Annotated in this window: 22 protein-coding genes; 13 read left to right on the top strand and 9 right to left on the bottom strand. The window is 72.5% G+C overall.

Annotation, left to right across the window (positions count from 1 at the left end; all coding sequences use genetic code 11):
- The first annotated feature begins 34 nt into the window (after positions 1-34).
- Positions 35-2,443 (top strand): transglycosylase domain-containing protein, encoded by a 2,409-nt coding sequence (locus Afe05nite_RS11895; protein ID WP_203817074.1) that lies wholly within the window; start codon positions 35-37, stop codon positions 2,441-2,443.
- Between the two features lie 80 nt (positions 2,444-2,523).
- A complete protein-coding gene (locus Afe05nite_RS11890) occupies positions 2,524-3,855 on the top strand; it encodes a PQQ-dependent sugar dehydrogenase (protein WP_203817073.1) in 1,332 nt (443 codons plus the stop codon).
- A gap of 22 nt (positions 3,856-3,877) precedes the next feature.
- Here the strand turns inward: Afe05nite_RS11890 and Afe05nite_RS11885 are convergent, their stop codons facing one another.
- Complete coding sequence (locus Afe05nite_RS11885) at positions 3,878-4,747, bottom strand: CAP domain-containing protein (RefSeq protein ID WP_239117742.1); 870 nt, start codon at positions 4,745-4,747, stop codon at positions 3,878-3,880.
- 126 nt (positions 4,748-4,873) lie between these two features.
- On the opposite strand from Afe05nite_RS11885, the gene Afe05nite_RS11880 reads away from it, so the two are divergent.
- Entirely contained in the window at positions 4,874-5,596 is a 723-nt protein-coding gene (locus Afe05nite_RS11880; RefSeq protein WP_203817072.1) for a CPBP family intramembrane glutamic endopeptidase, read from the top strand.
- Between the two features lie 49 nt (positions 5,597-5,645).
- Here the strand turns inward: Afe05nite_RS11880 and Afe05nite_RS11875 are convergent, their stop codons facing one another.
- Positions 5,646-6,071 carry a MarR family winged helix-turn-helix transcriptional regulator gene (locus tag Afe05nite_RS11875; protein WP_203817071.1) on the bottom strand — a complete coding sequence of 142 codons (426 nt, stop codon included), beginning with the start codon at positions 6,069-6,071 and terminating at the stop codon, positions 5,646-5,648.
- Between the two features lie 92 nt (positions 6,072-6,163).
- Here Afe05nite_RS11875 and Afe05nite_RS11870 point away from each other — a divergent pair, with 92 nt between their 5' ends.
- From Afe05nite_RS11870 to Afe05nite_RS11855, 4 genes are all read left to right on the top strand, one after another.
- Positions 6,164-7,039: an alpha/beta hydrolase gene (locus Afe05nite_RS11870; RefSeq protein ID WP_239117741.1), complete on the top strand. Its 876-nt coding sequence runs from the start codon at positions 6,164-6,166 to the stop codon at positions 7,037-7,039.
- A 9-nt stretch (positions 7,040-7,048) separates the two neighbouring features.
- The gene (locus Afe05nite_RS11865; protein WP_239117740.1) at positions 7,049-7,984 is read left to right on the top strand and encodes an SDR family NAD(P)-dependent oxidoreductase; all 936 of its coding nucleotides are present in this window, start codon (positions 7,049-7,051) and stop codon (positions 7,982-7,984) included.
- 17 nt (positions 7,985-8,001) lie between these two features.
- A complete protein-coding gene (locus Afe05nite_RS11860) occupies positions 8,002-8,679 on the top strand; it encodes a class I SAM-dependent DNA methyltransferase (RefSeq protein WP_203817069.1) in 678 nt (225 codons plus the stop codon).
- 90 nt (positions 8,680-8,769) lie between these two features.
- Positions 8,770-9,513 carry an alpha/beta fold hydrolase gene (locus tag Afe05nite_RS11855; RefSeq protein ID WP_203817068.1) on the top strand — a complete coding sequence of 248 codons (744 nt, stop codon included), beginning with the start codon at positions 8,770-8,772 and terminating at the stop codon, positions 9,511-9,513.
- Here Afe05nite_RS11855 and Afe05nite_RS11850 read toward each other — a convergent pair.
- The 3 genes from Afe05nite_RS11850 to Afe05nite_RS11840 are packed head-to-tail and all read right to left on the bottom strand — an operon-like array spanning position 9,455 to position 13,948.
- The gene (locus Afe05nite_RS11850) at positions 9,455-10,015 is read right to left on the bottom strand and encodes a GNAT family N-acetyltransferase (RefSeq protein ID WP_203817067.1); all 561 of its coding nucleotides are present in this window, start codon (positions 10,013-10,015) and stop codon (positions 9,455-9,457) included. The genes Afe05nite_RS11855 and Afe05nite_RS11850 overlap by 59 nt on opposite strands.
- 28 nt (positions 10,016-10,043) lie before the next feature.
- The gene (locus Afe05nite_RS11845) at positions 10,044-12,962 is read right to left on the bottom strand and encodes a dipeptide ABC transporter ATP-binding protein (RefSeq protein WP_203817234.1); all 2,919 of its coding nucleotides are present in this window, start codon (positions 12,960-12,962) and stop codon (positions 10,044-10,046) included.
- Between the two features lie 5 nt (positions 12,963-12,967).
- A complete protein-coding gene (locus Afe05nite_RS11840; RefSeq protein WP_203817066.1) occupies positions 12,968-13,948 on the bottom strand; it encodes an ABC transporter permease in 981 nt (326 codons plus the stop codon).
- A 120-nt stretch (positions 13,949-14,068) separates the two neighbouring features.
- Between Afe05nite_RS11840 and Afe05nite_RS11835 the strand changes: the two genes are divergently transcribed.
- Positions 14,069-15,706: an ABC transporter family substrate-binding protein gene (locus Afe05nite_RS11835; RefSeq protein ID WP_239117739.1), complete on the top strand. Its 1,638-nt coding sequence runs from the start codon at positions 14,069-14,071 to the stop codon at positions 15,704-15,706.
- On the opposite strand, the gene Afe05nite_RS11830 is transcribed toward Afe05nite_RS11835, so the two are convergent.
- The gene (locus Afe05nite_RS11830; protein WP_203817065.1) at positions 15,707-16,516 is read right to left on the bottom strand and encodes an SAM-dependent methyltransferase; all 810 of its coding nucleotides are present in this window, start codon (positions 16,514-16,516) and stop codon (positions 15,707-15,709) included.
- A gap of 220 nt (positions 16,517-16,736) precedes the next feature.
- Between Afe05nite_RS11830 and Afe05nite_RS11825 the strand changes: the two genes are divergently transcribed.
- The gene (locus Afe05nite_RS11825; RefSeq protein WP_498371339.1) at positions 16,737-17,606 is read left to right on the top strand and encodes a Sco1979 family transcriptional regulator; all 870 of its coding nucleotides are present in this window, start codon (positions 16,737-16,739) and stop codon (positions 17,604-17,606) included.
- 149 nt (positions 17,607-17,755) lie between these two features.
- Here the strand turns inward: Afe05nite_RS11825 and Afe05nite_RS11820 are convergent, their stop codons facing one another.
- Positions 17,756-18,322 (bottom strand): TetR/AcrR family transcriptional regulator, encoded by a 567-nt coding sequence (locus tag Afe05nite_RS11820; protein WP_203817063.1) that lies wholly within the window; start codon positions 18,320-18,322, stop codon positions 17,756-17,758.
- A gap of 83 nt (positions 18,323-18,405) precedes the next feature.
- On the opposite strand from Afe05nite_RS11820, the gene Afe05nite_RS11815 reads away from it, so the two are divergent.
- Together Afe05nite_RS11815 and Afe05nite_RS11810 are read left to right on the top strand one after the other, a co-directional pair.
- Positions 18,406-19,563 carry a saccharopine dehydrogenase NADP-binding domain-containing protein gene (locus tag Afe05nite_RS11815; protein ID WP_203817062.1) on the top strand — a complete coding sequence of 386 codons (1,158 nt, stop codon included), beginning with the start codon at positions 18,406-18,408 and terminating at the stop codon, positions 19,561-19,563.
- 45 nt (positions 19,564-19,608) lie between these two features.
- Complete coding sequence (locus Afe05nite_RS11810; RefSeq protein ID WP_203817061.1) at positions 19,609-20,268, top strand: glycerophosphodiester phosphodiesterase; 660 nt, start codon at positions 19,609-19,611, stop codon at positions 20,266-20,268.
- Here the strand turns inward: Afe05nite_RS11810 and Afe05nite_RS11805 are convergent.
- Both Afe05nite_RS11805 and Afe05nite_RS11800 read right to left on the bottom strand, forming a co-directional pair.
- On the bottom strand, positions 20,253-20,618 hold the full coding sequence (locus Afe05nite_RS11805; RefSeq protein WP_203817060.1) for a PRC-barrel domain-containing protein: 366 nt from the start codon (positions 20,616-20,618) through the stop codon (positions 20,253-20,255). The genes Afe05nite_RS11810 and Afe05nite_RS11805 overlap by 16 nt on opposite strands.
- A gap of 46 nt (positions 20,619-20,664) precedes the next feature.
- Positions 20,665-21,159, bottom strand: coding sequence for an ArsR/SmtB family transcription factor (locus Afe05nite_RS11800; RefSeq protein ID WP_203817059.1), 495 nt, complete (start codon positions 21,157-21,159; stop codon positions 20,665-20,667).
- 50 nt (positions 21,160-21,209) lie between these two features.
- Between Afe05nite_RS11800 and Afe05nite_RS11795 the strand changes: the two genes are divergently transcribed.
- Both Afe05nite_RS11795 and Afe05nite_RS11790 read left to right on the top strand, forming a co-directional pair.
- A complete protein-coding gene (locus Afe05nite_RS11795) occupies positions 21,210-22,028 on the top strand; it encodes a M23 family metallopeptidase (RefSeq protein ID WP_239117738.1) in 819 nt (272 codons plus the stop codon).
- Positions 22,029-22,079: 51 nt separating this feature from the next.
- Positions 22,080-22,445, top strand: a complete 366-nt coding sequence (locus Afe05nite_RS11790; protein WP_203817058.1) for a helix-turn-helix domain-containing protein — start codon at positions 22,080-22,082, stop codon at positions 22,443-22,445.
- Positions 22,446-22,468 lie beyond the last annotated feature (23 nt).

The following is a 22,468-nucleotide window of genomic DNA, read 5'->3' as shown; positions in this document are numbered from 1 at the left end:
TCACGCGGCGGTCGAGTCACGGGGTGGTGCAGCGGTGAGTTCCTGGTACAGGCGTCGCGATCACAACATTCTGTTCAACGGGTTCGCGTTCCTGACCTGCGGCCTGCTGACGGGTGTCGTGGTCGCCGCCGCGGCCTTCCCGGTCGCGGCCATGTCCGGGCTGGCGGCGCGGGCCGGCAACACGGCCTTCGCCAGCCTGCCCAGCGAGATCAAAGAGTTCAAGTCGCCGCAGATCACCCGCATCTACGCGAACGACAACCGCACCCAGATCGCCCAGTTCTACGACGAGTTCCGCAGCGACGTGCCGATGCGGGACATCTCGAAATACATGTCCGCCGCGATGATCGCGGCCGAGGACCGCACGTTCTACGAGCACAACGGCGTCGACATCAAGGGTGTCGCCCGCGCCATGGTCAGCAACAACCAGGGCAAGGCCGGCAAGCAGGGCGCCTCCACGATCACCATGCAGCTCGTGCGCATGTCACTGGCCTATTCGGCGACCAACCCGCAGGAGGTCGTCGACGCCACGAAGGACACGCCGAAGCGCAAGGTCACCGAGATGAAGTACGCGATGCAGCTGGAGAAGCAGCTCGACAAGGAACAGATCGTCGAGCGCTACCTGAACATCGCCCCGTTCGGCAAGCAGACCTACGGGATCTTCGCGGCCAGCCAGGTCTACTTCAACCGCAAGCCCAAGGACCTGACCATCGGGCAGGCCGCCATGCTCGCCGGCATCGTGCGGGCCCCGTCGTACTACGACCCGACCACCACCGAGGGCTACGACGAACTGCTGAAGCGGCGCAACAACTACGTGCTGCCCGGCATGGTGCTGACCGGCGCGATCACCCAGGCCGAGGCCGACAAGGCGATGAAGGAGCCGATCCCCAAGCAGGTCCGCCAGATCAGCAACGGCTGCGTCGCGGTGGCGAAGAACGAGTGGGGCTTCTTCTGCGACTTCTTCTACCGGTGGTGGATGGGGCGCGAGGAGTTCGGTCCGACCGCGTACGACCGGGAGCGTCGCCTCAAGGCCGGCGGTTACCGCATCACCACCACCCTCGACATCAAGGGTCAGGCCGACGCCCGCAAGAACGTCAACGACGAGATCTCCGACGGCAACAAGAACGCCCTGCTGCTGGCCGGGGTGCAGCCCGGCAGCGGCAAGGTGCGGCTGCTCGCCGCCAACCGCAAGTTCAAGCTCGACGACCGGGCTCACCCGGCCAACAAGATCTCGTCCGACCCGGCCAAGGCCAGGAAGGGCCTCCGGGGCACCTACCCGAACACGACCAACCCGCTTCTCACCGGCGGCGGCGACATCACGGGCTATCAGGCCGGCTCGGTGATGAAGATGTTCACGATGGTGGCCGCCCTGGAGAAGGGCTATCCGCTGGCCTACACCATCAAGGCCGAGAAGCAGTACCGGTCGGGCTACATCATCAGCTCCAGCAACGACTCGGCCTGCGAGGGCACCCACTTCTGGTGCCCGCAGAACTCCGGTGGCGGCGGCGAGGGCGTCTACAACATGTGGACCGGCTTCGGTAAGTCGATCAACACCTACTTCGTGCCGCTGGAGGAACGGGTCGGCGCCGAGAACGTGGTCGACGTGGCCAAGCGCTTCGGGGTGAAGTTCCGTGCCCCCAGCGACGCCGAGCTCGCCCAGCCGGGCAACTCGCACCAGTGGGGCGCGTTCACCCTGGGCGTCTCGTCGACGACGCCGCTCGACATGGCCAACGCCTATGCGACCCTGGCCGGCGACGGCATGTACTGCGAGCCCACCCCGATCGAGCAGATCACCACCCAGGCGGGCGAGAAGCTCGACGTCGGCAAACCGCAGTGCACCCGGGCGACCAGCCCCGACGTGGCCCGCGCCACCCTCGACGCGACCCGCTGCCCGGTCGGTGACTCGGCCCAGCTCGGCAGCTGCAACGGCGCCACCGCACGGGCCACCCGCGACGTGGTCGGGCACCCGGTGTTCGGCAAGACCGGCACCACCGACGCCGACAAGACGGCCGCGCTGATCGCCGGCACCACCCAGCTGGTGGTGGCGGGCTATCTGGTCAACCCCGACTGGCAGGCGCACCGCGACCACATGGAGCACTCCACGGTCAACCCGGCCGTCTGGAACACCCTCGCCGACTACATGAAGGGCGAGCCGAAGATCCAGTTCAAGACCCCCAGCAGCCGCAAGATCGCGGTCGGTGACCAGCGCTCCATCCCCGGCGTCGAGTGCCTGCCGATGAGCCGGGCCCGCAGTCGCGTCGACGGCGCCGGCTTCTCGGTCTGGGTGGGTCAGCCGGTCGACTCGAAGTGCCCCGAAGGCACCGCCGCCGGCACCGAGCCGGACGGCCGCACCATCAAGGGCGGTGTGGTGGTGATCAACCCGAGCAACGGCAAGGGCGCCGCCAAACCGGGCGCCGACCCCGCGCTGCCCCCACCGCGACGCTGAGCACCGCCCGCCCGGAGCCGGGCGGGACGGCCCCTGATCGATATTTGCGTGCGGCGCGTCCCAGCGGGTAGGGATGCGGTATGACAACGGTGTCCCGTGCGGTGCTGGCCGGCAGTCTGGCGTTCGGCCTGGCCGCGTGTTCCTCGAGTCCGGCGGCCGCGCCCGCGACCACCGTGGTCCCGTCGGGCGGGGCCGCTCCCGCCCTGGCCGCGACGACCGTGCGCACCATCGCCGGCACCGGTGCCGCACCGTTCGACAAGGCCCGCGAGCTGCAGGCGCCGCCGGGCTGGAGCGTCACCGTCTGGGCCCGGGTGCCCGGCGCCCGCCTGCTCGCCTGGACGCCCGACAAGGGTCTGCTGGTGTCCAGGCCGAAATACGGCGACATCGTCCAGTTGACTCCCGCCGCGTCCGGCGCCGCCGCCCCCACCCAGTCGACGCTCGTCGGTGGGTTGACTCAGCCGCACGGCATGGCGTTCGCCGGCAACACGCTCTATGTCGCCGAGAGCGATCAGGTCGACGAGTTCACCTGGGCCGGCGGTGCGGTCGCCGGCCGGAAGGTCGCGGTCGCCGGCCTGCCCGACGCCAAGAGCACCGAGCTGGGCGGCGCCTACGCGCACGCGCTCAAGAGTGTGGCGGTCGGTAAGGACGGCGCGCTCTACATCTCGGTCGGCTCCACCGGCAACATCTCGGCCGAGGACCGCGACGCCCGTCCCGAGCGGGCCTCGATCCTGCGGGTGCCGCCCGGCGGGGGAGCGCCGGCGACGTTCGCCCGCGGCGTGCGCAACGGCACCGGCCTGGCGGTCGACCCCGACGGCGGCGTCTGGACCGCGGTCAACAACCGGGACAACATCGCCTACCCGCACGCCGGCGACGACCAGGGCGAGGTCATCCAGTCCTATGTCAACGACCACCCGATCGAACCGCTCGCCCGGCTGACCCAGGGGCGCGACCTGGGCTGGCCGTACTGCAACCCCGACCCCGATCTGACGCCGGGGGAGAAGGACTCGCCGCTGAGCTACACCGGCCGGCCGCTGGTCCGGGACTTCCAGACCAACCCCGACGGCGCGAAGCTCGACTGTGCCGCGCTGCCCCCGATCGAGCAGGGGATGGGCGCGCACAGCGCGCCGCTGGGGCTGAGCTTCACCTCGTCCGCTCTTCCCGCCGGGTACGGCATGGGCGCGCTGGTCGGCATCCACGGCTCGTGGAACCGCAAGCCGCCCCGCGCCCCCGAGGTCTCGTTCTTCGCGTGGCGCGACGGGACGCTCGGCCCGCAGCAGACCCTGCTCACCGGTTTCCAGGCGGGTGACGGCTCCCGCTGGGGCCGGCCGGTCGCCGCCGTGCAGGGCCCGGACGGCGCCCTGTACGTCAGCGACGACCAGGCCGGCGCCATCTACCGCGTCACCGCCTCCTGATCGGCCGGCTCCCGCGTACCGGTCAGTTGACGAAGTCCTGGGTGAACCACACCTTGCCGGCGGAATCGCGGGTGACCGCGAGGCCGACGCGCTTGAAGCCGGTGTTGAGCAGGTTCCGGCGGTGTCCGTCGTTCGGCGCGACCTCGGCCATCATCAGGTCGGTCAGGCCGTTGGTCGCCGCGATGGTCGACGCCTGATTGTTCTGGGCATTGCCCTGGCCGATGTTCTCGCCGGCGCTGTTCCAGGAGACGCCCGCGGCCGAGAAGCGATCGCCGAGCCCGGCCTCGCCGGGGCACTGGTGCGACAGGCCGCAGCCGCCGCTCATCAGCGCGTTGTGCGCTTGCGAGGCCTTGCTGAGCTGCGCGCTGAGGGTCAGCGGGGCCACCCCGTTCGCCGCGCGGGCGGCGTTGAGGTGCTCCAGCGCGGCCGCGATCACCGTGTCCGGTGTGGGCGGCGCCGTCGTCGGCGCGGTGGCCGGGGCCGTCGTCGCCGGACCGGTCGGCAGCGTGGCGGGCGGCGCGGTGGGAGCCGTCGTGGCCGGGTCGGTCGGCCCCCCGGTCGGCCCCCCGGTCGGTCCGTCGGTCGGCCCCCCGGTCGGCCCGGTCGGTGCGGTCGTCGGCGCCGTCGTGGGCACGGCCGTCGGCGGCACCGTGGCCGGTGTGGTCGAGCTCGGCGACGTGGTCGGGCTGAGCGTGGCCGACCTGGTCGGGCGCGGCCGGTGCCGGTAGTTGTCGGCGACCGTGGTGGCCGGGCCGAGCGCCGCGGCGCCGGGCTGCGGGCGGTGGAATGTCCGGGCGGACGCGACCCCGACCGTGGTGCCGACGAGCCCGAGGGTGGCGGCGACCAGCACGACGTAGCGGGTACGGGTGGGTTTGCGATGACGAGTGGGCACGGCTGTTCACTATGCGGATCGTCGATCCGTCCCGCCGAATCCTTCAGGAGTCCTTAAAGATCGGCACAGTCGCGCCTAAGCATCACTGCCTTTTCGGGCGGCGGGCGTGGGTAGTGTTGGTGCGCGATGCCTGAAGTCACCGATCGTCGCCGCCTCGTCCTCCTGCTCACCGCCGTCGTGCTGGTCCTCGCCGCGGTCAACGTGGCGGACAAGTTCGGCCCGCGGCACACCGGTCTGGTCGCCGGCCCGGTGGTGGCCCTGCTCCTGGTCGTGCTGGCCCGCCGGGCCGGCCTGAGCTGGCGTGATCTGGGCATGTCGCGGCGCACGCTGCTGCCCGGCCTGAGATATGCGATCGGTGCCGTGCTCGCCGTCGCGCTGGTCTACACGATCGGCATCGCCCTGCCGCTGACCCGGCCGGCGTTCCAGGACGTGCGTTACCACCTGCACCCGGGGGCCGCCCTGCTGACCGCGTTCATCGTGGTGCCGCTCGGCACGGTGCTGCTGGAGGAGGTCGCCTTCCGGGGCGTCCTGCTCGGACTGATCGGCCGCCACCGCGGCGCGGCCTGGGCCAGCATCACGTCGTCGGTCCTCTTCGGCTTCTGGCACATCCTGCCGTCGTTGCGCCTCAACCACGCCAACCAGGCCGTCGGCTCGGCGGTCGGCGCCGGCCCGGCCGGCCGGTTGCTGGCCGTTGCCGGTGCGGTCGTGTTCACCGCCGTGGCCGGTCTGCTGCTGTGCGAGTTGCGCCGCCGGAGCGGCAGCCTGCTGGCCGCGGCCGCCCTGCACTGGGCCACCAACGGCCTGGGCCTGCTGGCCGCCTCGGCCCTGGCCGCCACCCGCTTCGCCTGACGCCCGCTTCGCCTGACGCCCGCTCCGGTTCGCGGTCTCCGGCGCTGTTTCAGGTCTCCAGGGCCTGCCGCCACCGGCGCAGACCGGCGGCCAGCTGGTCGACGACGGCCGGGGGGAGGGCGGCGGTGTGGTCGGCGAGCGCCGCCTCGAGGGCCGGGGTCGCGCCGGCCAGCGCGGCCCGGCCGGCCGGGGTCAGGGTCAGCAGGGACGAGCGGCGGTCGGCCGGGTTGGCGGCCCGGCGGCACCAGCCGCGCGCCTCGATGCGGTCGACGGCCTTGCTGGTGGCGCCGATCGTGATGTCCACCTCGGCGGCTATGTCCTGCACCCGGCACGCCGGCCGGCTGTCGATGATCTTCAGGAACTCCAGGGTGCCGAGCGGCATGTCGTGCTCGGCCCGCAAGCGGGCGTCGAGGCGGTTGTAGAGGCGGGTCTCGGCGCGTACCAGGTCGGTGAAGAGCGTGGTGAGGTCGGTCACTGAACGGCTTCCATTCCTGGGAATTAGATTCCAAGGAATCTACTTTGTATTCCTAGGAATGCATCTTGCCACTCCGACCGATGGAGGATCACATGGACCGGGCACAACAGCGCGCCGCCGTCCGAGCGGCACTGGCCGCCTCGCCCCAAGAACCCGGCACCCTGGCCGCCGAACGGGAGTCGTTCGAGCAGTTCGGGGCGGCCCACGCCGTCGACCCGGCACTCGCGGTCGACGAGGTGGAGCTCGGCGGCCGCCCGGCGGTCCGGCTGCGGGCCGGTGACGGCCCGGTCCGGCTGCTCTACCTGCACGGCGGCGGATTCGTGGTCGGCTCGGGCCGCACCGGAGCCCCGCTCGCCGGTGCGCTGGTGGAGCGGACCGGCGGCACCGCCTACTCGCTCGACTACCGGCTCGCGCCCGAACACCCCTGCCCGGCGGCGGAGCAGGACGCCCTCGCCGCCTATCGCGAGCTGCTCGGGACCACCGCACCCGGCGACCTCGTGGTGGCCGGCGACTCGGCCGGTGGCGGCCTGACCGTGGCCCTGCTCGCCGCGGTGCGGGCGGCCGGCCTGCCGCAACCCGCGGCCGCCGCCGTCTTCTCCCCCTGGGTCGACCTCACGTTCGCCGGCGACAGCATCCGCACCCGCGACGGCGTCGACCCGCTTTTCACCAGGCAATCCCTTGTCCGGTACGCGGAGAAGTACGCCCCCGGCGACACGGCGGCCGCGGCGAGCCCGCTGTTCGCCGACCTGTCCGGGATCGCGCCCCTGCTCGTCCAGGTGGGTAACGACGAGATCCTGCTCGACGACGCCGTCCGCCTGGCCGCCCGGGCCGCCGCGGCCGGTGCCGAGGTGACCCTGGAGGTGGGGGCCGGTCTGCCGCACGTCTACCAGCTCAACTACGGCGTGCTGGACGAGGCCGACGAAGCACTCGACCGGGCCGGCATGTTCCTGACCCGATCTCGCGGGTAAGCAGCGTTCGTGAACGAACGTGTGGTGGTGCTGACCGGAGCGTCCAGCGGAATCGGCCGGGCCGCGGCCAAGGCCTTCGCGGCCCGCGGTGATCGGCTGGTGCTGGCCGCCCGGGGCGCGGCCGACCTGGCCGTGGTGGCCGCCGAATGCGGCAACGACCCGCTCGTGGTGACCGCCGACGTCACCCGGCGCGACGAGGTCGAGGCCCTGGCCGACGCGGCGGTCCAGCGCTACGGCCGGATCGACGTGTGGGTCGACAGTGCCGCCGTGATGGCGTACGGCCGGTTCGAGGATCTGCCGGCGGAGGTCTTCGAACGGGCCGTGACCACCGACCTGCTGGGGCCGGCGAACGTGGCCCGCGCCGCCCTGCGGCACTTCCGCGGCCAGGGCCAGGGCACGCTGATCCTGGTGAGTTCGCTGCTCTCGCGGGTGACGGTGCCGTACATGTCGGCCTACACGACGGCCAAGTGGGGGGCCCGCGCCCTGGCCCGGACGCTGCACCAGGAGACCCGCGACGCCCCGCGCATCCACGTCTGCACGCTGGCGCCGGGCAGCGTCGACACGCCCATCTACACGAGCGCGGCCAACTACGCCGGGTTCGTGGGCCGCCCGCCGCCCCCGGTCGACTCGGCCGAGTACGTCGCCGCCCGGGTCCTGCGGCTGGCCGACCGGCCGCGCCCGCAGGCCTCCGTCGGACTGGCCAACCGGGTCATCGAACTGGGCTACAACCTGTTCCCGCCGTTCTACGACGCCCTGGTCACCCCGCTCATGCGGGCCGGCGGCCTCGGCCGGGCCCGGATCGGCCCCGGTGCCGGCAACGTCTTCCGGCCGGCCGCGCGGGTCGAGGGTGGTCCCGGCCGGGTGTCGCGCCGGCAGGTCGAGGCGGCCGGGGTGCTGGCCGCCTCGGCGCTGATCGCCCTCGGTCTGCGCGCCGCCCGGCGCTGAGCCGTTAACCTGGCGGGGTGTTCTCGCCCGGAGGTCCATCCGTCAGTGAGTTGACCGTGCAGGCGCTGTCGTCGGTCGAGCGTGGTTACGACCTGCTGGCGCCCAAGTTCGACCACACCCCGTTCCGTACGCCGGAGACCGTTCTCGACGCGACGGTGGCGGCGCTGGCCGAGCTCGGGCCGTTCGAGGACGGTCTCGACGTGTGCTGCGGGACCGGGGCCGGGCTGCTCGCCCTGCGCCCCCTGTGCGCGGGCCGGGTCACCGGCGTCGACTTCAGCACCGGCATGCTCGAGAAGGCGCGCGAGGCCCACCCCTACGCCTCATGGGTGCGGGCCGACGCCCGTGCCCTGCCGTTCGCCGGCGGGTTCGACCTGGCGGTCAGCTTCGGGGCGCTCGGTCATTTCCTGCCCGCCGAACGACCCGCCCTGTTCGCCGGGGTCCACCGCGCGCTGCGCCCCGGCGGTGTCTTCGCCCTGCCGATCGGCACGCCGCCGCCGGTGACCTCGCTCGCGCACTGGGTCCTGCTCGGCTTCGACGTCGCGATGCGGGTCCGCAACCTGGTGTGGCGCCCGCCCTTCGTGATGTATTACCGCACCACGCCGCTGACCGCGGTCCGCGACGATCTCGAGGCGGCCGGGTTCACCGTGACCGGCGTGCCGGGCCGGTTCGGGATCCTGCTGGCCCGCCGCGCCTGAGTTCGGCCCGCCGCGTCCGAGCACTGTGTCGCTGCTTACGCCCGGATGGACGCCGGCTGTTCGCCGCGAAACTTCTGGTAAACAGCAGGGATGAAGTCTGTCGTGGTCAACGGGGTCCGGCTCGGTTACCGGGAGTCCGGCGACCCGGCCGGCGTTCCCGCGGTGCTGCTGCACGGCAGCGGGAGCAGCGCACGCACCTGGGACCGGTTCACCCCCCGGCTGACCGCGGCGGGCTACCGCACCCTCGCCGTCGACCTGCGCGGCCACGCCACCAGTGACCGCAGCCGCGACTACACGCTGCGCAGCATCGGCGACGACGTGGTCGGTCTACTGGAGACGCTGGACCTGCGCGACACCGTCCTGATCGGTCATTCGGTCGGTGGCTACGCCGCCCTGGACGCCGCCCGCCGGACCCCGGAGCGGATCGCCGGCCTGGTCCTGGAGGACCTGGCCGCGCCGCCGCGCGAGCGGACCCGCTCGGCCAAGGGAGTCAGCCCGCGCCAGGTGCTGACCGGCGTGGCCGGCATCCTGACCGTCCGGCGCGACTACGACCTGCGGGCGCTCGCCTCGCTGCTGCGGCAACTGACCCGGCCGGACGCCCGGTGGTGGGAGGATCTGGCCGGCGTGCGCCACCCGGCCCTGCTCCTCTCCGGCGGCCCGGCCAGCTGCATCCCGCCGCGCCGCCTGGCCGAGGTGGCCTCCCTGCTGCCGGCGGCCCGGCTGACCACCATCCCGGTCGGGCACCGGGTGCACAGCCTGGCCCCGGACCGTTTCGCTACCGAGGTCCTGGCTTTCCTGGACGTGATGCGGTGCGGGAGTTACGAGGCCGCGTGAGCGCGTGCACCGCGACCGGCTGGTCGTGGCCCGGCACGACGGTGTCGAACTCGTGGGTCAGCCCGAGCTTTTCCATGACGCGCCGCGAGCGCTCGTTGTCGACGTGCCGGATGCTGATGACGCGGTCGAGTCCGTGCTCCTCGAAGGCGAACCGGAGCGCCGCCGCGGCCGCCTCGGTGGCGTAACCCCGTCCCCACGCCGGGCGGGCCAGCCGCCAGCCGATCTCCACCGCCGGCAGCACCTCGGGCAGGAACTCGGGCACCGCCAGGCCGGCCCAGCCGAGCAGCGCGCCGGTGTCCCGCCGCTCCACCGCGAACAGGCCGAACCCCCGCTCGTCCCAGTCGCGCATCATCCTGGCCAGGCTGTCGGCACTCTGCGCCCGGTCGCGGACCGCCCCGTCGAGGATGTAGCGCATCACCTCCGGGTCGGCGTTGATCGCCGCCAGCGCGTCGAGGTCGTCGTCACGCCATCGGCGCAGCCGCAGCCGGTCGGTCTCGATCATCCGCCCGCCCGGGGTGCTCGGCGCCGGCTCACGTTGTCGCGGGCGTGGCGAAGTGGCAGGCGGTCTGCCGGCGGGCGTCGCCGGTCAGGGCCGGGTCCTGCGCGGCGCAGACGTCCGGCCGGCCCAGCTCGGCGTAGCGGGGGCAGCGGGACCGGAAGCGGCACCCGGTCGGGCGGGTGCCGGCACCCGGTGGCTCACCGGTCAGCAGGATCCGCTCCCGGCCGCGTTCCACCGCCGGGTCGGGGATCGGCACGGCCGACAGGAGCGCCCGCGTGTACGGGTGGCCGGGCGCCCCGAACACCGCGTCGACGTCGCCCGTCTCCACGATGCGGCCGAGGTACATCACGCTGACCCGGTCGGCGATGGTGGCGACGACCGCGAGGTCGTGGGTGACGAACAGGTAGGCCAGGCCGAGCCGCTCCTTGAGGTCGCGCAGCAGGTTGAGCACGCCCGCCTGCACCGAGACGTCCAATGCGGACACCGGTTCGTCCAGCACCAGCAGGGCCGGCTCGACGCTGAGCGCGCGGGCGATGGCGATGCGCTGCCGCTGCCCGCCGGAGAACTCGTGCGGGAACCGGCCCGCGTGCCCCGGTTCGAGACCGACCAGCCGGAGCACCTCGGGGACCCGGGCCGCGATCGCCTTGGCGGAGGCTCGGCGGGCGCGCATCGGCTCGGCGACGATGTCACCCACCGGCAGGCGCGGGTCGAGGCTGGCGTGCGGGTCCTGGAAGACCAGCTGGACGTCGCCGGCCTTGTCCCAGGTGCCGTCGACCGGCCGGCCGAGCAGCTCGATCGAGCCGGTCCGCGGCGCCGTCCGCCCGAGGATCTCGAACAGCGTCGTCGACTTGCCGCAGCCGGACTCGCCGACCAGCGCCAGCGTCTCGCCGCGCCCGATCCGCAGATCGACCCCGTCGACCGCGTGGACGCTCCCGACCCGCTTCTTGAACACCTTCCCCCGGTCGCGCGGGAAGGTCTTGACCAGGCCGCGTACGTCGAGGACCGGCTCGCCGCCGCGGGCGGGCACCGGGGGCCGGGTGGCCGGGATCCCGTACACCTCGGTGGGGGTCAGGGCGCGCTCGGCGATCTCGCCGGCACGGCGGCAGGCCACCTCGTGGCCGTCCCGTCCGAGCAGTTCCGGTTCGGCCTCGCGGCAGGCCGGCTCCACCATCGGGCAGCGGTCGGCGAACGGGCACCCGGTGTGCTCGCGCGGGCCGGGCGGGCGGCCGGGGATCGGCACCAGGTTCTGCCGCCGCCCCACGTCGGGACGCGGCACGGCACCGATCAGACCGAGGGTGTACGGCATGAGCGGCCGGGCGAACAGCTCCGCCGTGGTGGCGTGCTCCACGATCCGGCCCGCGTACATGACCGCGACCCGGTCGGCCATCCGCGCGATCACCCCCAGATCGTGACTGATCAGCACCAGCGCGGCGCCGGTCTCCCGCTGGGCGGTGCGCAGCACGTCGAGGATCTGCGCCTGCACCGTGACGTCCAGGGCGGTGGTCGGCTCGTCGGCGATGATCAGGTCGGGGTCGTTGGCGATGGCCATCGCGATCATGACGCGTTGCCGCATGCCGCCGGAGAACTCCTCGGGGAACGCCTGCGCGCGCACCTGTGGGTCGGGGATGCCGACCAGGGCGAGCAGTTCCACCGCGCGGCGGCGGGCGGTCGCCCGGTCGACGTCGCGGTGGGCGCGCACGGCCTCGGCGATCTGGTCGCCGATCCGGTAGACCGGGGTGAGGGCGGACAGCGAGTCCTGGAAGATGATCGCCACCCGGTTGCCGCGCAGCCGCCCGAGCGTCCGCCGGTTCGCGCCGACGACCTGCTCACCGACCACGCCGATGGAGCCGGTGACCGACGCGCCGGCGGGCAGCAGGCCCAGCGCCGCGAGCGCGGTCATCGACTTGCCCGACCCGGACTCACCGACCACGCCGAGCACCTCGCCCCGGCGGACGGTGAGGTCGACGCCCCGCAGGATCGGCGCCGGTCCGAACGAGACGCGCAGGTCACGGATGTCGAGCACGGCGTCACCGGGCGGCTGCGTGGCCCGCACCAGCGGCCGCCCGCCGGCCGCGCCGGACGTCGGATCGATGGCGTCCCGCAGGCCGTCCCCGACCAGGTTCACCGCCACCACGAAGACCACCAGCAGCACCGCCGGGAAGAAGAAGATCCACGGGTAGGTGACGGCGCTCGGCGTACCGTCCGCGATGAGCGTGCCCAGCGACACGTCCGGCGGCTGGACGCCGAACCCGAAGTACGACAGGGAGGTCTCGGTCATCACCGCCCCGCCGACCGCGATGGTCGCGTCGATGATCAGGAAGGACGCGGTGCTCGGCAGGATGTGCCGGAACACGATGGTCAGCGGCCGCACCCCCATGAACTGGGCGGCCCGCACGAACTGCCGTTCCTTCAGCGAGATGGTCAGGGTGCGGACCACCCGGGCCGAGATCATCCAGCCGAACACGGCGAGCAGGCCGACGAACGCGACCCAGCCCCCGCTGCGCAGCCGGGGCGAGATGATCGAGATGATCAGGAACGACGGGAAGATGAGCAGCAGGTCGACGACGAACAGCAGGACCCGCTCGGACCGGCCGCCGAAGTAGCCGGCCACCGCGCCGACCAGGGCGGCCAGCGTGGTCGCGGAGACGGCCACGGCCAAACCGATGAGCAGGGACTTCTGCAACCCGCGTACGGTCTGGGAGAAGATGTCCTGACCGATGCCGTTCGTTCCCCACCAGTGCGCCGCCGACGGGGGTTGCCGCAGGGCGGCGTAGTCGATGTCGCTGTAGGACCAGGGCGTCAGGTGCGGCCCGGCGAAGGCGAGCAGGAAGAGCAGCGCGACGACCACCGTGCCCGCCATGGCGCCGCGATGCCGCAGGAAGCGGGCGAGCGTGATACGCGCCCGGCGGACCGGTGCGTGCTCGGCGACGTCGGCGACCTCGGCCAGCATCCCGGTCAATGCCGCACCCGGGGGTCGAGGGCGGCGTGCGTGAGATCGGCGAGAAGCCCGGCGCACAGTACGGTTCCGGCCGCGAACAGGTTGACCGCGACCACCGCGTTCACGTCGTTGTTGTTTATCGAGTCGATGAACCACTCACCCATGCCGTGCCAGCCGAAGATCTTCTCGGTGAACGTGGCGCCGGTCAGCACGCCCAGGAAGCCGAACGCGAAGAACGTCGACATCGGAATCAGCGCCGTCCGCAGCCCGTGCTTGACCAGGACCTCGCGCCGGGAGAGACCCTTCGCCTCGGCGGTGCGCAGGTAGTCGGAGCCGAGCACGTCGAGCATCGCGCTGCGCTGGTACCGGCTGTACGAGGCGAGCGTGGCCAGTCCGATCGACAGGGTCGGCAGCAGCAGGTGCACGCCCCGGTCGGCGAGCACGGTCGCGAACGAGCCCCGCAGATCGGGTGTCGCCTCGCCGGTGAACGAGATCAGCTGCCGGCCGGTGGCCTGGTTGAGCGCCAGCGCGCCGATCTTCAGCAGCAGCGCGAGCAGGAAGGTCGGGGTGGACAGCAGCACGAACGCGAGCAGGGTGGTGGTGCGGTCGGACAGGCGGTACTGCCGGACCGCGCCCCACACGCCGACCGCCACCCCGAGGACGGTGCCGAGCAGGGTGCCGAGCACGAGCAGCCGCAGGCTGACCCCGACCCGGCGGCCGAACTCGTCGTTGACCGAGCCGCCCTTGATGCTCAGCCCGAGGTCGCCGCGGGCCGCGTGGCCGGCCCAGTGCGCGAAGCGGACGAGCACCGGCTGCCGCGGGTCGAGCCCGAGCGAGGCGAGTTGCGCGTCGACCTGGGCGGCCGGCGGCGGGGGTTGCCGGGCCTGGAAATAGGCCCGGGGGGACAGCGCCGTGGCCGCCAGCAGGTACGCCAGGAAGGCCGCCACCAGCATCAGAACGGCGAAGTAGCTCAGCCGCTTGGCGAGATAGCCGAGCACGTGATCACCGTAACCGGATTCTGATAACAGCTTGTATCGAGGATCTTAAGTATGGTCACCGATCGATCCGAGGGGAATAGGGTGAGGCCGTCGAACAAGACAAATCGGGGAGGCGGCATCGTGCTCAGACATATCCGGGTATTGGTGATCATGGGGGTCGTGGGGGTGCTGGCGGCGTGCAGCGGCACCGCGGACCCGCGCGTCGACCAGTCGGCGGCGCCGCGAACCGGGAGCACCGACATCAACGCCCAGCCGCGCGACGCGCTCAAGCCCGGCGGCACCCTGCACCTGTCGATCCAGCAGTGGATCACCCAGTACAACGTCGGGCAGGTCGACGGCACCCAGGGCGACGGCCAGGCGATCCTGGCCATGACCCAGCCCCGGCTCTGGTATTCCGACGAGAGCGCGAAACCGGTGGCCAACCCCGACGTACTGATCTCGGCCGGGGCCGCCGGACCGGTCGTCACCTACCGGCTCAACCCGAAGGCGACCTGGTCCGACTCCACGCCGATCACCTGGCAGGACTTCGCCACCCAGTGGAAGACCCGCAACGGCACCGACAAACGGTTCCAGCTGTCCAGCAGTACGGGCTACGACGTGATCACCGACGTCGCGAAGGGTGCGGACGAGCGCGAGGTCAAGGTGACCTTCCGGGAGCCGTACGCCGATTGGCAGTCGCTCTTCGATCCGCTCCTGCCGGGCAGTGCCCTGGACACGCCGGAGAAGTTCAACACCGGCTGGCTCGAGAAGATCCCGGTCTGGGGCGGCCCGTGGAAGATCGGGACCGCCGACAAGACCTCGCAGACCATCACGATCGTGCCGAACCCCGCGTACTGGGGCGTCAAGCCGGTGCTCGACTCGATCGTCTTCCGCGCCCTCGACTCGGCCGCGATCACCGACGCCTACCTCAACAACGAGATCGACCAGGCCCCGGCCCGTCAGCCCGACGACTACAAGCGACTGTCACCGGCCCCCGACACCAGGATCCGGACCGGCGGCCGCTGGGACCAGACCGTCCTCGAACTGGGCAGCCGGGGACCGCTCGCCGACGTGCGGGTGCGCCAGGCGATCGCGGCCGCGATCGACCGGGACGCCATCGCCCGCGCGCAGTCGTCCGGCCTGCCGTTCGCCGTGCACACCGTCGGCAACCACTTCCTCATGCCGAGCCAGGACGGTTACCAGGACAACGCCGCCAAGTTCGACGTCGCGGCGGCCGGCTCGCTGCTCGACGGCGCCGGCTGGACCGCCGCCGCCGACGGCAGGAGCCGGGCCAAGGGCGCCCAGCCGCTCAAGCTCACCTATGTGGTCAGTGCGAGCAGCACCTCGGCCGTGCCGCAGCTGATCCAGAACATGCTGGCCCAGGCCGGCATCACCGTCGAGCTGCGCAAGGTGCCGGGCAACGACTTCTTCGAGAAGTACGTCAACCGCGGCTCGTTCGACCTGGTGTCGTTCCGCAACGTCGACCAGGTATTCCCGTCCCTGTCCTACCCGATCTACCTCAGCACCGGCGAGCAGAACTACGGCCGGATCGGCACGCCGGAGATCGACGGGCTGATCGGCCAGGCCGCCGCGGAGACCGACCACACCAGACAGGCCGCCCTGCTCAACCGGATCGACGTGCTGCTCTGGCAGGAGGGACACTCGGTACCGCTGTTCCAGACCCCGCAGATCCTGGCGGTGCGCGCGGGCCTGGCCAACTTCGGTGCCTACGGGCTGCGCGACGACCGGCAGTACACCGAAGTCGGCTTCGTCAGATAGTCACGGCTTGCGGGCGACGGCACCGAACTCGTCGACCTCGCGCAGATCCGCCTCGGTGGTGTCCGGCGACGGGCGCCACCGGGCGCACGGCACCAGGCCGGGCTCGACGACCTCCAGGCCCTCCAGGAAACGCCCCAGTTCCTCGGGGCGGCGCAGGTGGTAGGAGAGCGGGGCGTTCGCGTTCCACACCCCGATCGCCTCCTCGAACGCCGGGCCGTCCAGTACGTTGGTGCCGTCGGCGGTGACCAGGTAACTGCCCGAGGGCAGGGCGCCGATCAGGTGCCGGACGATCGAGACCGCCTTCTCCAGGTCGGGGACGTGGCCGAGGATGTTCATCAGGATCAGGCCGGTCGGCTTGGACAGGTCCAGCGTGGTGCGGCCGGCCGCCTCGAGGATCGCGTCGGGGTCGTTGAGGTCGGCGTCGATGTATTCGGTGACCCCCTCGGGCGAGCCGGTCAGCAGCGCCCGCGCGTGCACCAGCACCAGGGGGTCGTTGTCGACGTAGACGATCCGGGACTCCGGCGCGGCGGCCTGCGCGACCTGGTGGGTGTTCTCCGCGGTGGGCATGCCGGTGCCGATGTCGAGGAACTGCCGGAGGCCGGCCTCCTGGGCCAGGAAGGTGACGGCCCGCTTCAGGAACCCGCGCGACGACCGCGCGACCACCTCGATGTCCGGGTAGAGGCCGGCGAACTGGTCGCCCACCTGCCGGTCGACCTCGAAGTTGTCCTTGCCGCCCAGCCAGTAGTTCCACACCCGCGCCGAGTGCGGGATGCTCGTGTCGAGCTTCGCGGTGGCGTCGCTGTCTGTCATGATGGGGCTCCCAGGGGCGATCCGGTCATTGCGGCGAACCGGGTAGATCAGATCCCGGGCAGATCAGATCCGGGGTAGATCAGGTCCCGGGCAGATCAGATCCGGAGTAGATCAGATCCGGGGCGATTCAGTGATCACAAAGGTCCGTCCGCCGGTATGCTAGCGCCCGACGATCTTAATTTTCCACTGTGGACGGGCCACATCAGCCGGGGCAGGCGATTTGAGCCAGGGACAGGGCGGCGGTTCCACCGTGCGCCGAATGCAGCTCGGCGCGCGCCTGCGTGCCCTGCGCCGGGCGGCCGGCATCAGCCGCGAGGAAGCCGCGCATCCGCTCCGCGGCTCCGAATCCAAGATCAGCCGGATGGAGCTGGGCCGCGTCGGCTTCAAGGAACGGGACATCGCCGACCTGCTCACCCTCTACGGCGTCCAGGACGAGGAGGTACGCCGTGAACTGCTCGACTTCGCCCGCGAGGCGAACGCGCCGAGCTGGTGGCAGCCGTACGGCGACGTGCTGGACACCTGGTTCCAGACCTACCTGGACTTCGAGCAGGCAGCCGAGCTGATCCGGACGTACGAGGTCCAGTTCGTCCCCGGCCTGTTGCAGACCGAGGCGTACGCCCGCGCGGTGATCAGCCTCGGGTTGCACCGCTCCGCCCCCGCCGAGGTCGACCGCCGCACCAGCCTGCGGATGGAACGCAAGCAGTTGCTGGCCCGCCCGGACGCCCCGAAGCTGTGGGTGGTGCTCGACGAGGCGGTGCTGCACCGGCCGATCGGCGGCCGCGCCGTGCTGCGCGAACAGGTGGCCGCCCTGCTGGAACTCAGCGAATCACCGGGCGTGCAACTGCAGGTGATGCCGTTCTCCTCGGGCGGTCACGCCGCCGCCGGCGGCGCCTTCAGCATCCTGCGCTTCCCCTACCAGGAACTGTCCGACGTCGTGTACGTCGAGCACCTCACCGGCGGCCTCTACGTCGACAAGCGGGAGGAGGTCGACCGCTACTCGGCGGCGATCGGCCGGTTGTTCATCGAGGCCGCCCCGCTGAGCGAGACCCCGGCCATCCTCACCCGGGTCCTGGCCGAACTCGACGACTGACCCGCCACCGCTCCCGGCCGCCGATCCTGGCCGGCGTCCCGCATGGCGGCGCCTCGTCGGGGTACGCGCGACACCTGTCCACGGGAACGATTCAGCAGGAACGAAGCACCGAGAAGGAGCCGCACCGCCCGATCTTCCGGCGCCCGCCCTCAGCGGGCCGAGACCTCGTCCCGCAGGGCGGCGGCGGCTTCCCGGACCATCTCGGCCAGGCTCCGGTCGGTGTCGTGGTCGAGCCACTGCTCGGCGGCCACCCGCAGCAGCGTCATGGCCGTCTCGGCGAGCAGCGCCGCTCGCATCGGCTCGATGCCGCGGGCCCGGAAACCGGCTGTCCCGGCCCGCCCCAGATCGGCCCATTTCTGCAGCTCACGCTCGCCCAGCCCGGCATCCGAGCGAATGATCCCGCGGCGCACGAGCAACTCCTCGCGGCGCCCGTCGAACCGGGTCGCGGCCACCGTGACCACCCCTTCGACGACGACTCGCATCGGCTTCCAGTCGGCCGGGGCGTCGGCGATCATGCGGGTGGCGAGCTCGGCGAACTCGCCACCGGCGAAGAGGACCTCGCGCTTGTCCGCGAAGTGCCGATGAAACGTCCGGGTGGTGAGCCCGGCCCGCGCGGTGATCTCGGGAACCGTGGTCGCCGCGAAGCCCTTCGCCACGAACAGCTCGACGGCGGCCCGCTCGAGCCGCTCCCGCGCATCCACCGGCCATCTGCCCACCGGCACACTTTACGTGATGACACGGCATGTCATCACGGGGTAGGGTGATGACACGTCATGTCATAACAGGAGTGGAGCATCTGATGGACCCCGAGGTCTGGATTCTGGGCGGCACCGGCCGCAGCGCCCGCGCGACAGCCGTCGAACTGCTCGCCCGGGGCATCACGCCCACGCTCGTCGGCCGCGACCCCGACCGCCTGACCTGGGCCGCCGACCGCCTGGCGGCCGAGAGCGCGAGCCCTGACCCGGCCGGCCGCGGTCCGGCCGGCAGCGGTCCGGCCGGGCGGTGCCGCACGGTGCTGGCCGGGACGCCGGCGGCGACGGCGGCGGCGATCCGCGAGCGGCGTCCCGCGGTGGTGATCAACACGATCGGGCCGTTCGCGGACACCGCGGCGCCGTTGATCGCGGCCTGCCTGGCCGCCGGCAGCCACTATGTCGACCTGGCCAACGACGTCGCGGCGGTCGCCGTGGTGCTCGGGCGGGCTGACGCGGCCGTCGCCGCCGGGCGGACGCTGGTGACCGGGGCCGGCTTCGGGGTGACCGCCACCGAGAGCGTCGTGGTCAAGCTCTGCGCGGACCGGCCGGCGCCCCTCGACGTACGCGTCGACATGATCCCTTCGCTGGCGACCGAAGCCGGCCGGCTGGGCGACGCGCTCGCCGGCACCCTGGTCGAGGGCCTGCCGGGGGTCGAGGGTGGCGGCCGCTTCCAGGGCCGGCGGTACCGCGCCGGCCGGCTCGCCCCGGCCCCGCTGGCCGGCGAACCGCTCGAGCTCACCCTTCCGGACGGCACCCGGGTCACGACCGCGAGCATGCCGCTCGGCGAGCTGGTGGCCGCGCAGCGGGCGAGCGGCGCCCCGGCGGTGCTCGCCGCGTCGGCCGAGGCGCCGTCGGCCCCGCTGATCCGGGCGATGCTGCCGCTGGTCACCGGCCTGCTGCGGATCTCGGCGGTGCGCGCCTTCGCCCGGCGCCGGCTGGCCGCGGTCGAGTTCAAGGCCAAGCCGCGCCCCCGCGAGCACTCGTGGGGCCACGCCCGGATCCGCTGGTCCGACGGCACGGTCCGGGAGGGCTGGCTGCGCGTCGGCGAGGCCCAGGCGTTCACCGGTGCCGTCCCGGCCGAGGTGACCCGCCGCCTGCTGGCCGGCGAGGGCCGCCCCGGCGCGCATTTCCCGGCCGCGCTGTTCGGCCCGTCCCTGGCCGAGTCCTGCGGCGGCACCTACCTGCTCGACGCGCACGCGGTCTGAGCCGCTGTGCTGACCGGGCCGGCGGGCTGTGCGAAGGTTCAGGGCATGCTCACTGTCGCGCACCGGGGCGGGAACTCGGTGGCCGGCCTGACCGCCGCGCTCGCCGCCGGGGTGGATCTGGTCGAGGCCGACGTGCAGCTCTATCGCGGGGCTCTGGAGGTACGGCATTCGCGTACCGTCGGGCCGCGCCTGCTCTGGGACCGCAATGGCGGGCTGACCCGGCGGGGCGAGGTGCCGGAGCTCGTCCGCATCCTCGACGTCGCGGCCGGCGACCGGCGTCTGCTGCTCGACCTCAAGGGCCGCTCGTCCGGCGTCGCCGAGCGGGTGGCCGCGACGCTGCGGGAGCGGGCCCCCGGCGTACCGGTCGCGGTCTGCACCAAACAGTGGGCCATGCTCGACGCCTTCGCCGCCGAACCGCACGTCCGGCGGATCTTCTCGGCGGCGACCGCCGCCCAGCTCGGGCGGTTGCGGGCCCGGATGCGCGAGGCGCCGGTGGACGGCGTCTCGATCCGGTTGCGGCTGCTCACCCCGGCCGTGGTGGACGAGCTGCGGCGCTCGACCGACCTGGTGCTGGCCTGGTCGGTCGACTCCGGGGCGGAGCTGGCCGGCGCGCGCCGGCTCGGCGTGACCGGGGTGATCAGCAAGAGCCTGCCGCTGCTGCGCGAGGTGATCCGGCGGCGCGCGGAGGATCAGGCCAGACCGTAGTAACCGTAGAGGTTCTCGCAGAACTCGCCGGTGGCCATGCCGTTCGCGTCGTACGGCGGGGCGTCGGCGACCTGAGCGTTGCTGCGGCCGATCCGGATGTGCCCGCCGGTCACGCTGTCGACCGCCTCGACCGGGATGAACGAGGAGGCGGCGCCGAAGCCGACCACCCCGCCGTGCTCCACGCTGATCAGGCGGAAGCGCCTGGCCTCCGCGTCGACCAGCAGGTCGTCGATGGTGCCGAGGGTGTTGCCGTTCTGGTCGGTGACCGGGCAGCCGAGCAGCCGCGCGGGCGGGGCGTCACGGTGGGCGGACTGGGTCAGTCTGATCATCGTTACCGGCCGGCTGCCCATGGTGTGCTCCCTCCGCGTGTCATCGAGGGCTACCCATGCTTCGGCCTCACGAAACGGCCGCGGCGATGATCACCAGCAGCGGGACGACGCGTTGCGGCGGCACCGAGTAGTGCGCGCGGGACTCGGTCCGCAGCCAGCCCGCGGCCACCAGCTGCCGCACGTGGTGATAGAGCTGGCCGGTGCTGCCGATGTCCTCGAGGGCCTGCAGGTCGGCCGTGGCGTGCTTGCCGCGCAGCACCTCCTGCAGGATGCGCAGCCGCGCCGGGTGGGCGAGGGCGGTCAGGGCCGCCGACGGCGCGGCCCAGTCCGATTCGAGGACGCCCTCGGCCGGCACCCCCTGCTGCCACTCGTAGTGCTCGCCGGTCGGCAGGTCGACCAGGCCGGTGAACAGCACCGCACCGGGCGACGTGGTCAGGCCGCGCAGGGCGGTCAGCGCCCAATAGGGATCGCCGGTGTCGGCGGTGACTTCCGGCGTCCCCGTCTCGAGCGCGTCCAGGCGCCGCTCGATGTGGGCCAGCCGTTGCTCGAGCTCTTGGTTCACCGGCAGAACTCCGTTACTTTGGAAGTACGTAATTCCGAAATTCTAGCGGAATGGAGTCGACCATGGCCCGCCTCGCCGCCCGTGTCCGGGTGCCCCTGCTGATCCTCGTCACGCTGACTCTGGTCGGCCAGCTCCCGTTCGGTTACGACGTGCCCTGGTGGGTGGCCGGGCCCGCGCTGCTCGGGGCGTTCGCGCTCTATGCCTGGGTCGGGCGGGTGTGCGCCGAGCCGCTGCCGGTCGAGCCGCCGGTGCGGGGGAGCTGGCGGGCGGTCAACAGCCCGGCCAGCCGCGTGCCGAGTCACGGCCTGCACGCCTACGGCCAGACGTACGCGATCGATCTGGTCTTCGCCTCGCCCGCCGGTGCCCCGGCGCCCGGCTCGGGGTTCGCGCGCCGCGCGAGTGACTTCCCCGGCTTCGGGCAGCCGATCCTCGCGGCGGCGCCGGGCCGGGTCGTGCGGGTGCGCCAGGGGCAGCGTGATCACCGGTCCCGCACCGGTCTCGCGGGGCTGGCCTATCTGCTGGTCGAGGGCATGTTCCGGGAGCTGCTCGGGGCGGGCCGGGTGGTCGGCAACCACATCGTGGTCGACCTCGGGGCCGGGCGGTACGCGCTCTACGCCCACTTGAAGCGGCACTCCGCGAGCGTGCGCGCCGGCGACGTGGTCGAGGCCGGGCAGGAGATCGCGCGATGCGGCAACTCCGGGAACTCCAGCGAGCCGCATCTGCACTTCCAGATCATGGACCGGCCGTCGCCGACGTTCGCGGCCGGCCTGCCGTTCCGGTTCGTCGCGGGTGGCGCCGCCGTCGGGACACCCCGCACCGGCGAGCTGTTGACGGACGCCCCGCCGGCCCCCTCTACGCTGCTGGCTTAACCGGGGCCCGCCGGGTATCGAGGGCGGGCCCCCGCTGGTTACCGTGACCCCATGGCGGACACCGAGCGGCACCCACGGCCACTGCTTCGCACCCTGGTCGGCGAGGTGCTGCGCCGCCACCGCCAGGAGCAGCGGCGCACCCTCGCCGAGGTGGCCCGCCAGGCCAACGTCTCGGTGCAATACCTCTCCGAGGTCGAGCGCGGCCGCAAGGAGCCGAGCTCGGAGATCCTCGCCGCGGTCTGCGACTCGCTGCGCATCGAGCTGCCCGACCTGCTCGCCGAGGTGCGGCGCAACCTGCTGCTCGACCGCTCCCCGGCCCCCGTTCTGCGGCTGGCCACGGCCCAGATGCAGCGCTCGGCCCAGACCACCCGGCCGTCCATGCACGGCTCCGGCACCGTCATGCTCCTCGCCGCCTGACGCTCCGGGCCGCCTGACGCTCC

Source organism: Paractinoplanes ferrugineus (genome assembly GCF_016862195.1).
Classification (GTDB): domain Bacteria; phylum Actinomycetota; class Actinomycetes; order Mycobacteriales; family Micromonosporaceae; genus Actinoplanes; species Actinoplanes ferrugineus.
The sequence above is the reverse complement of the archived record's forward strand: the minus strand, read 5'-3'. Positions and strand labels throughout refer to the sequence as shown.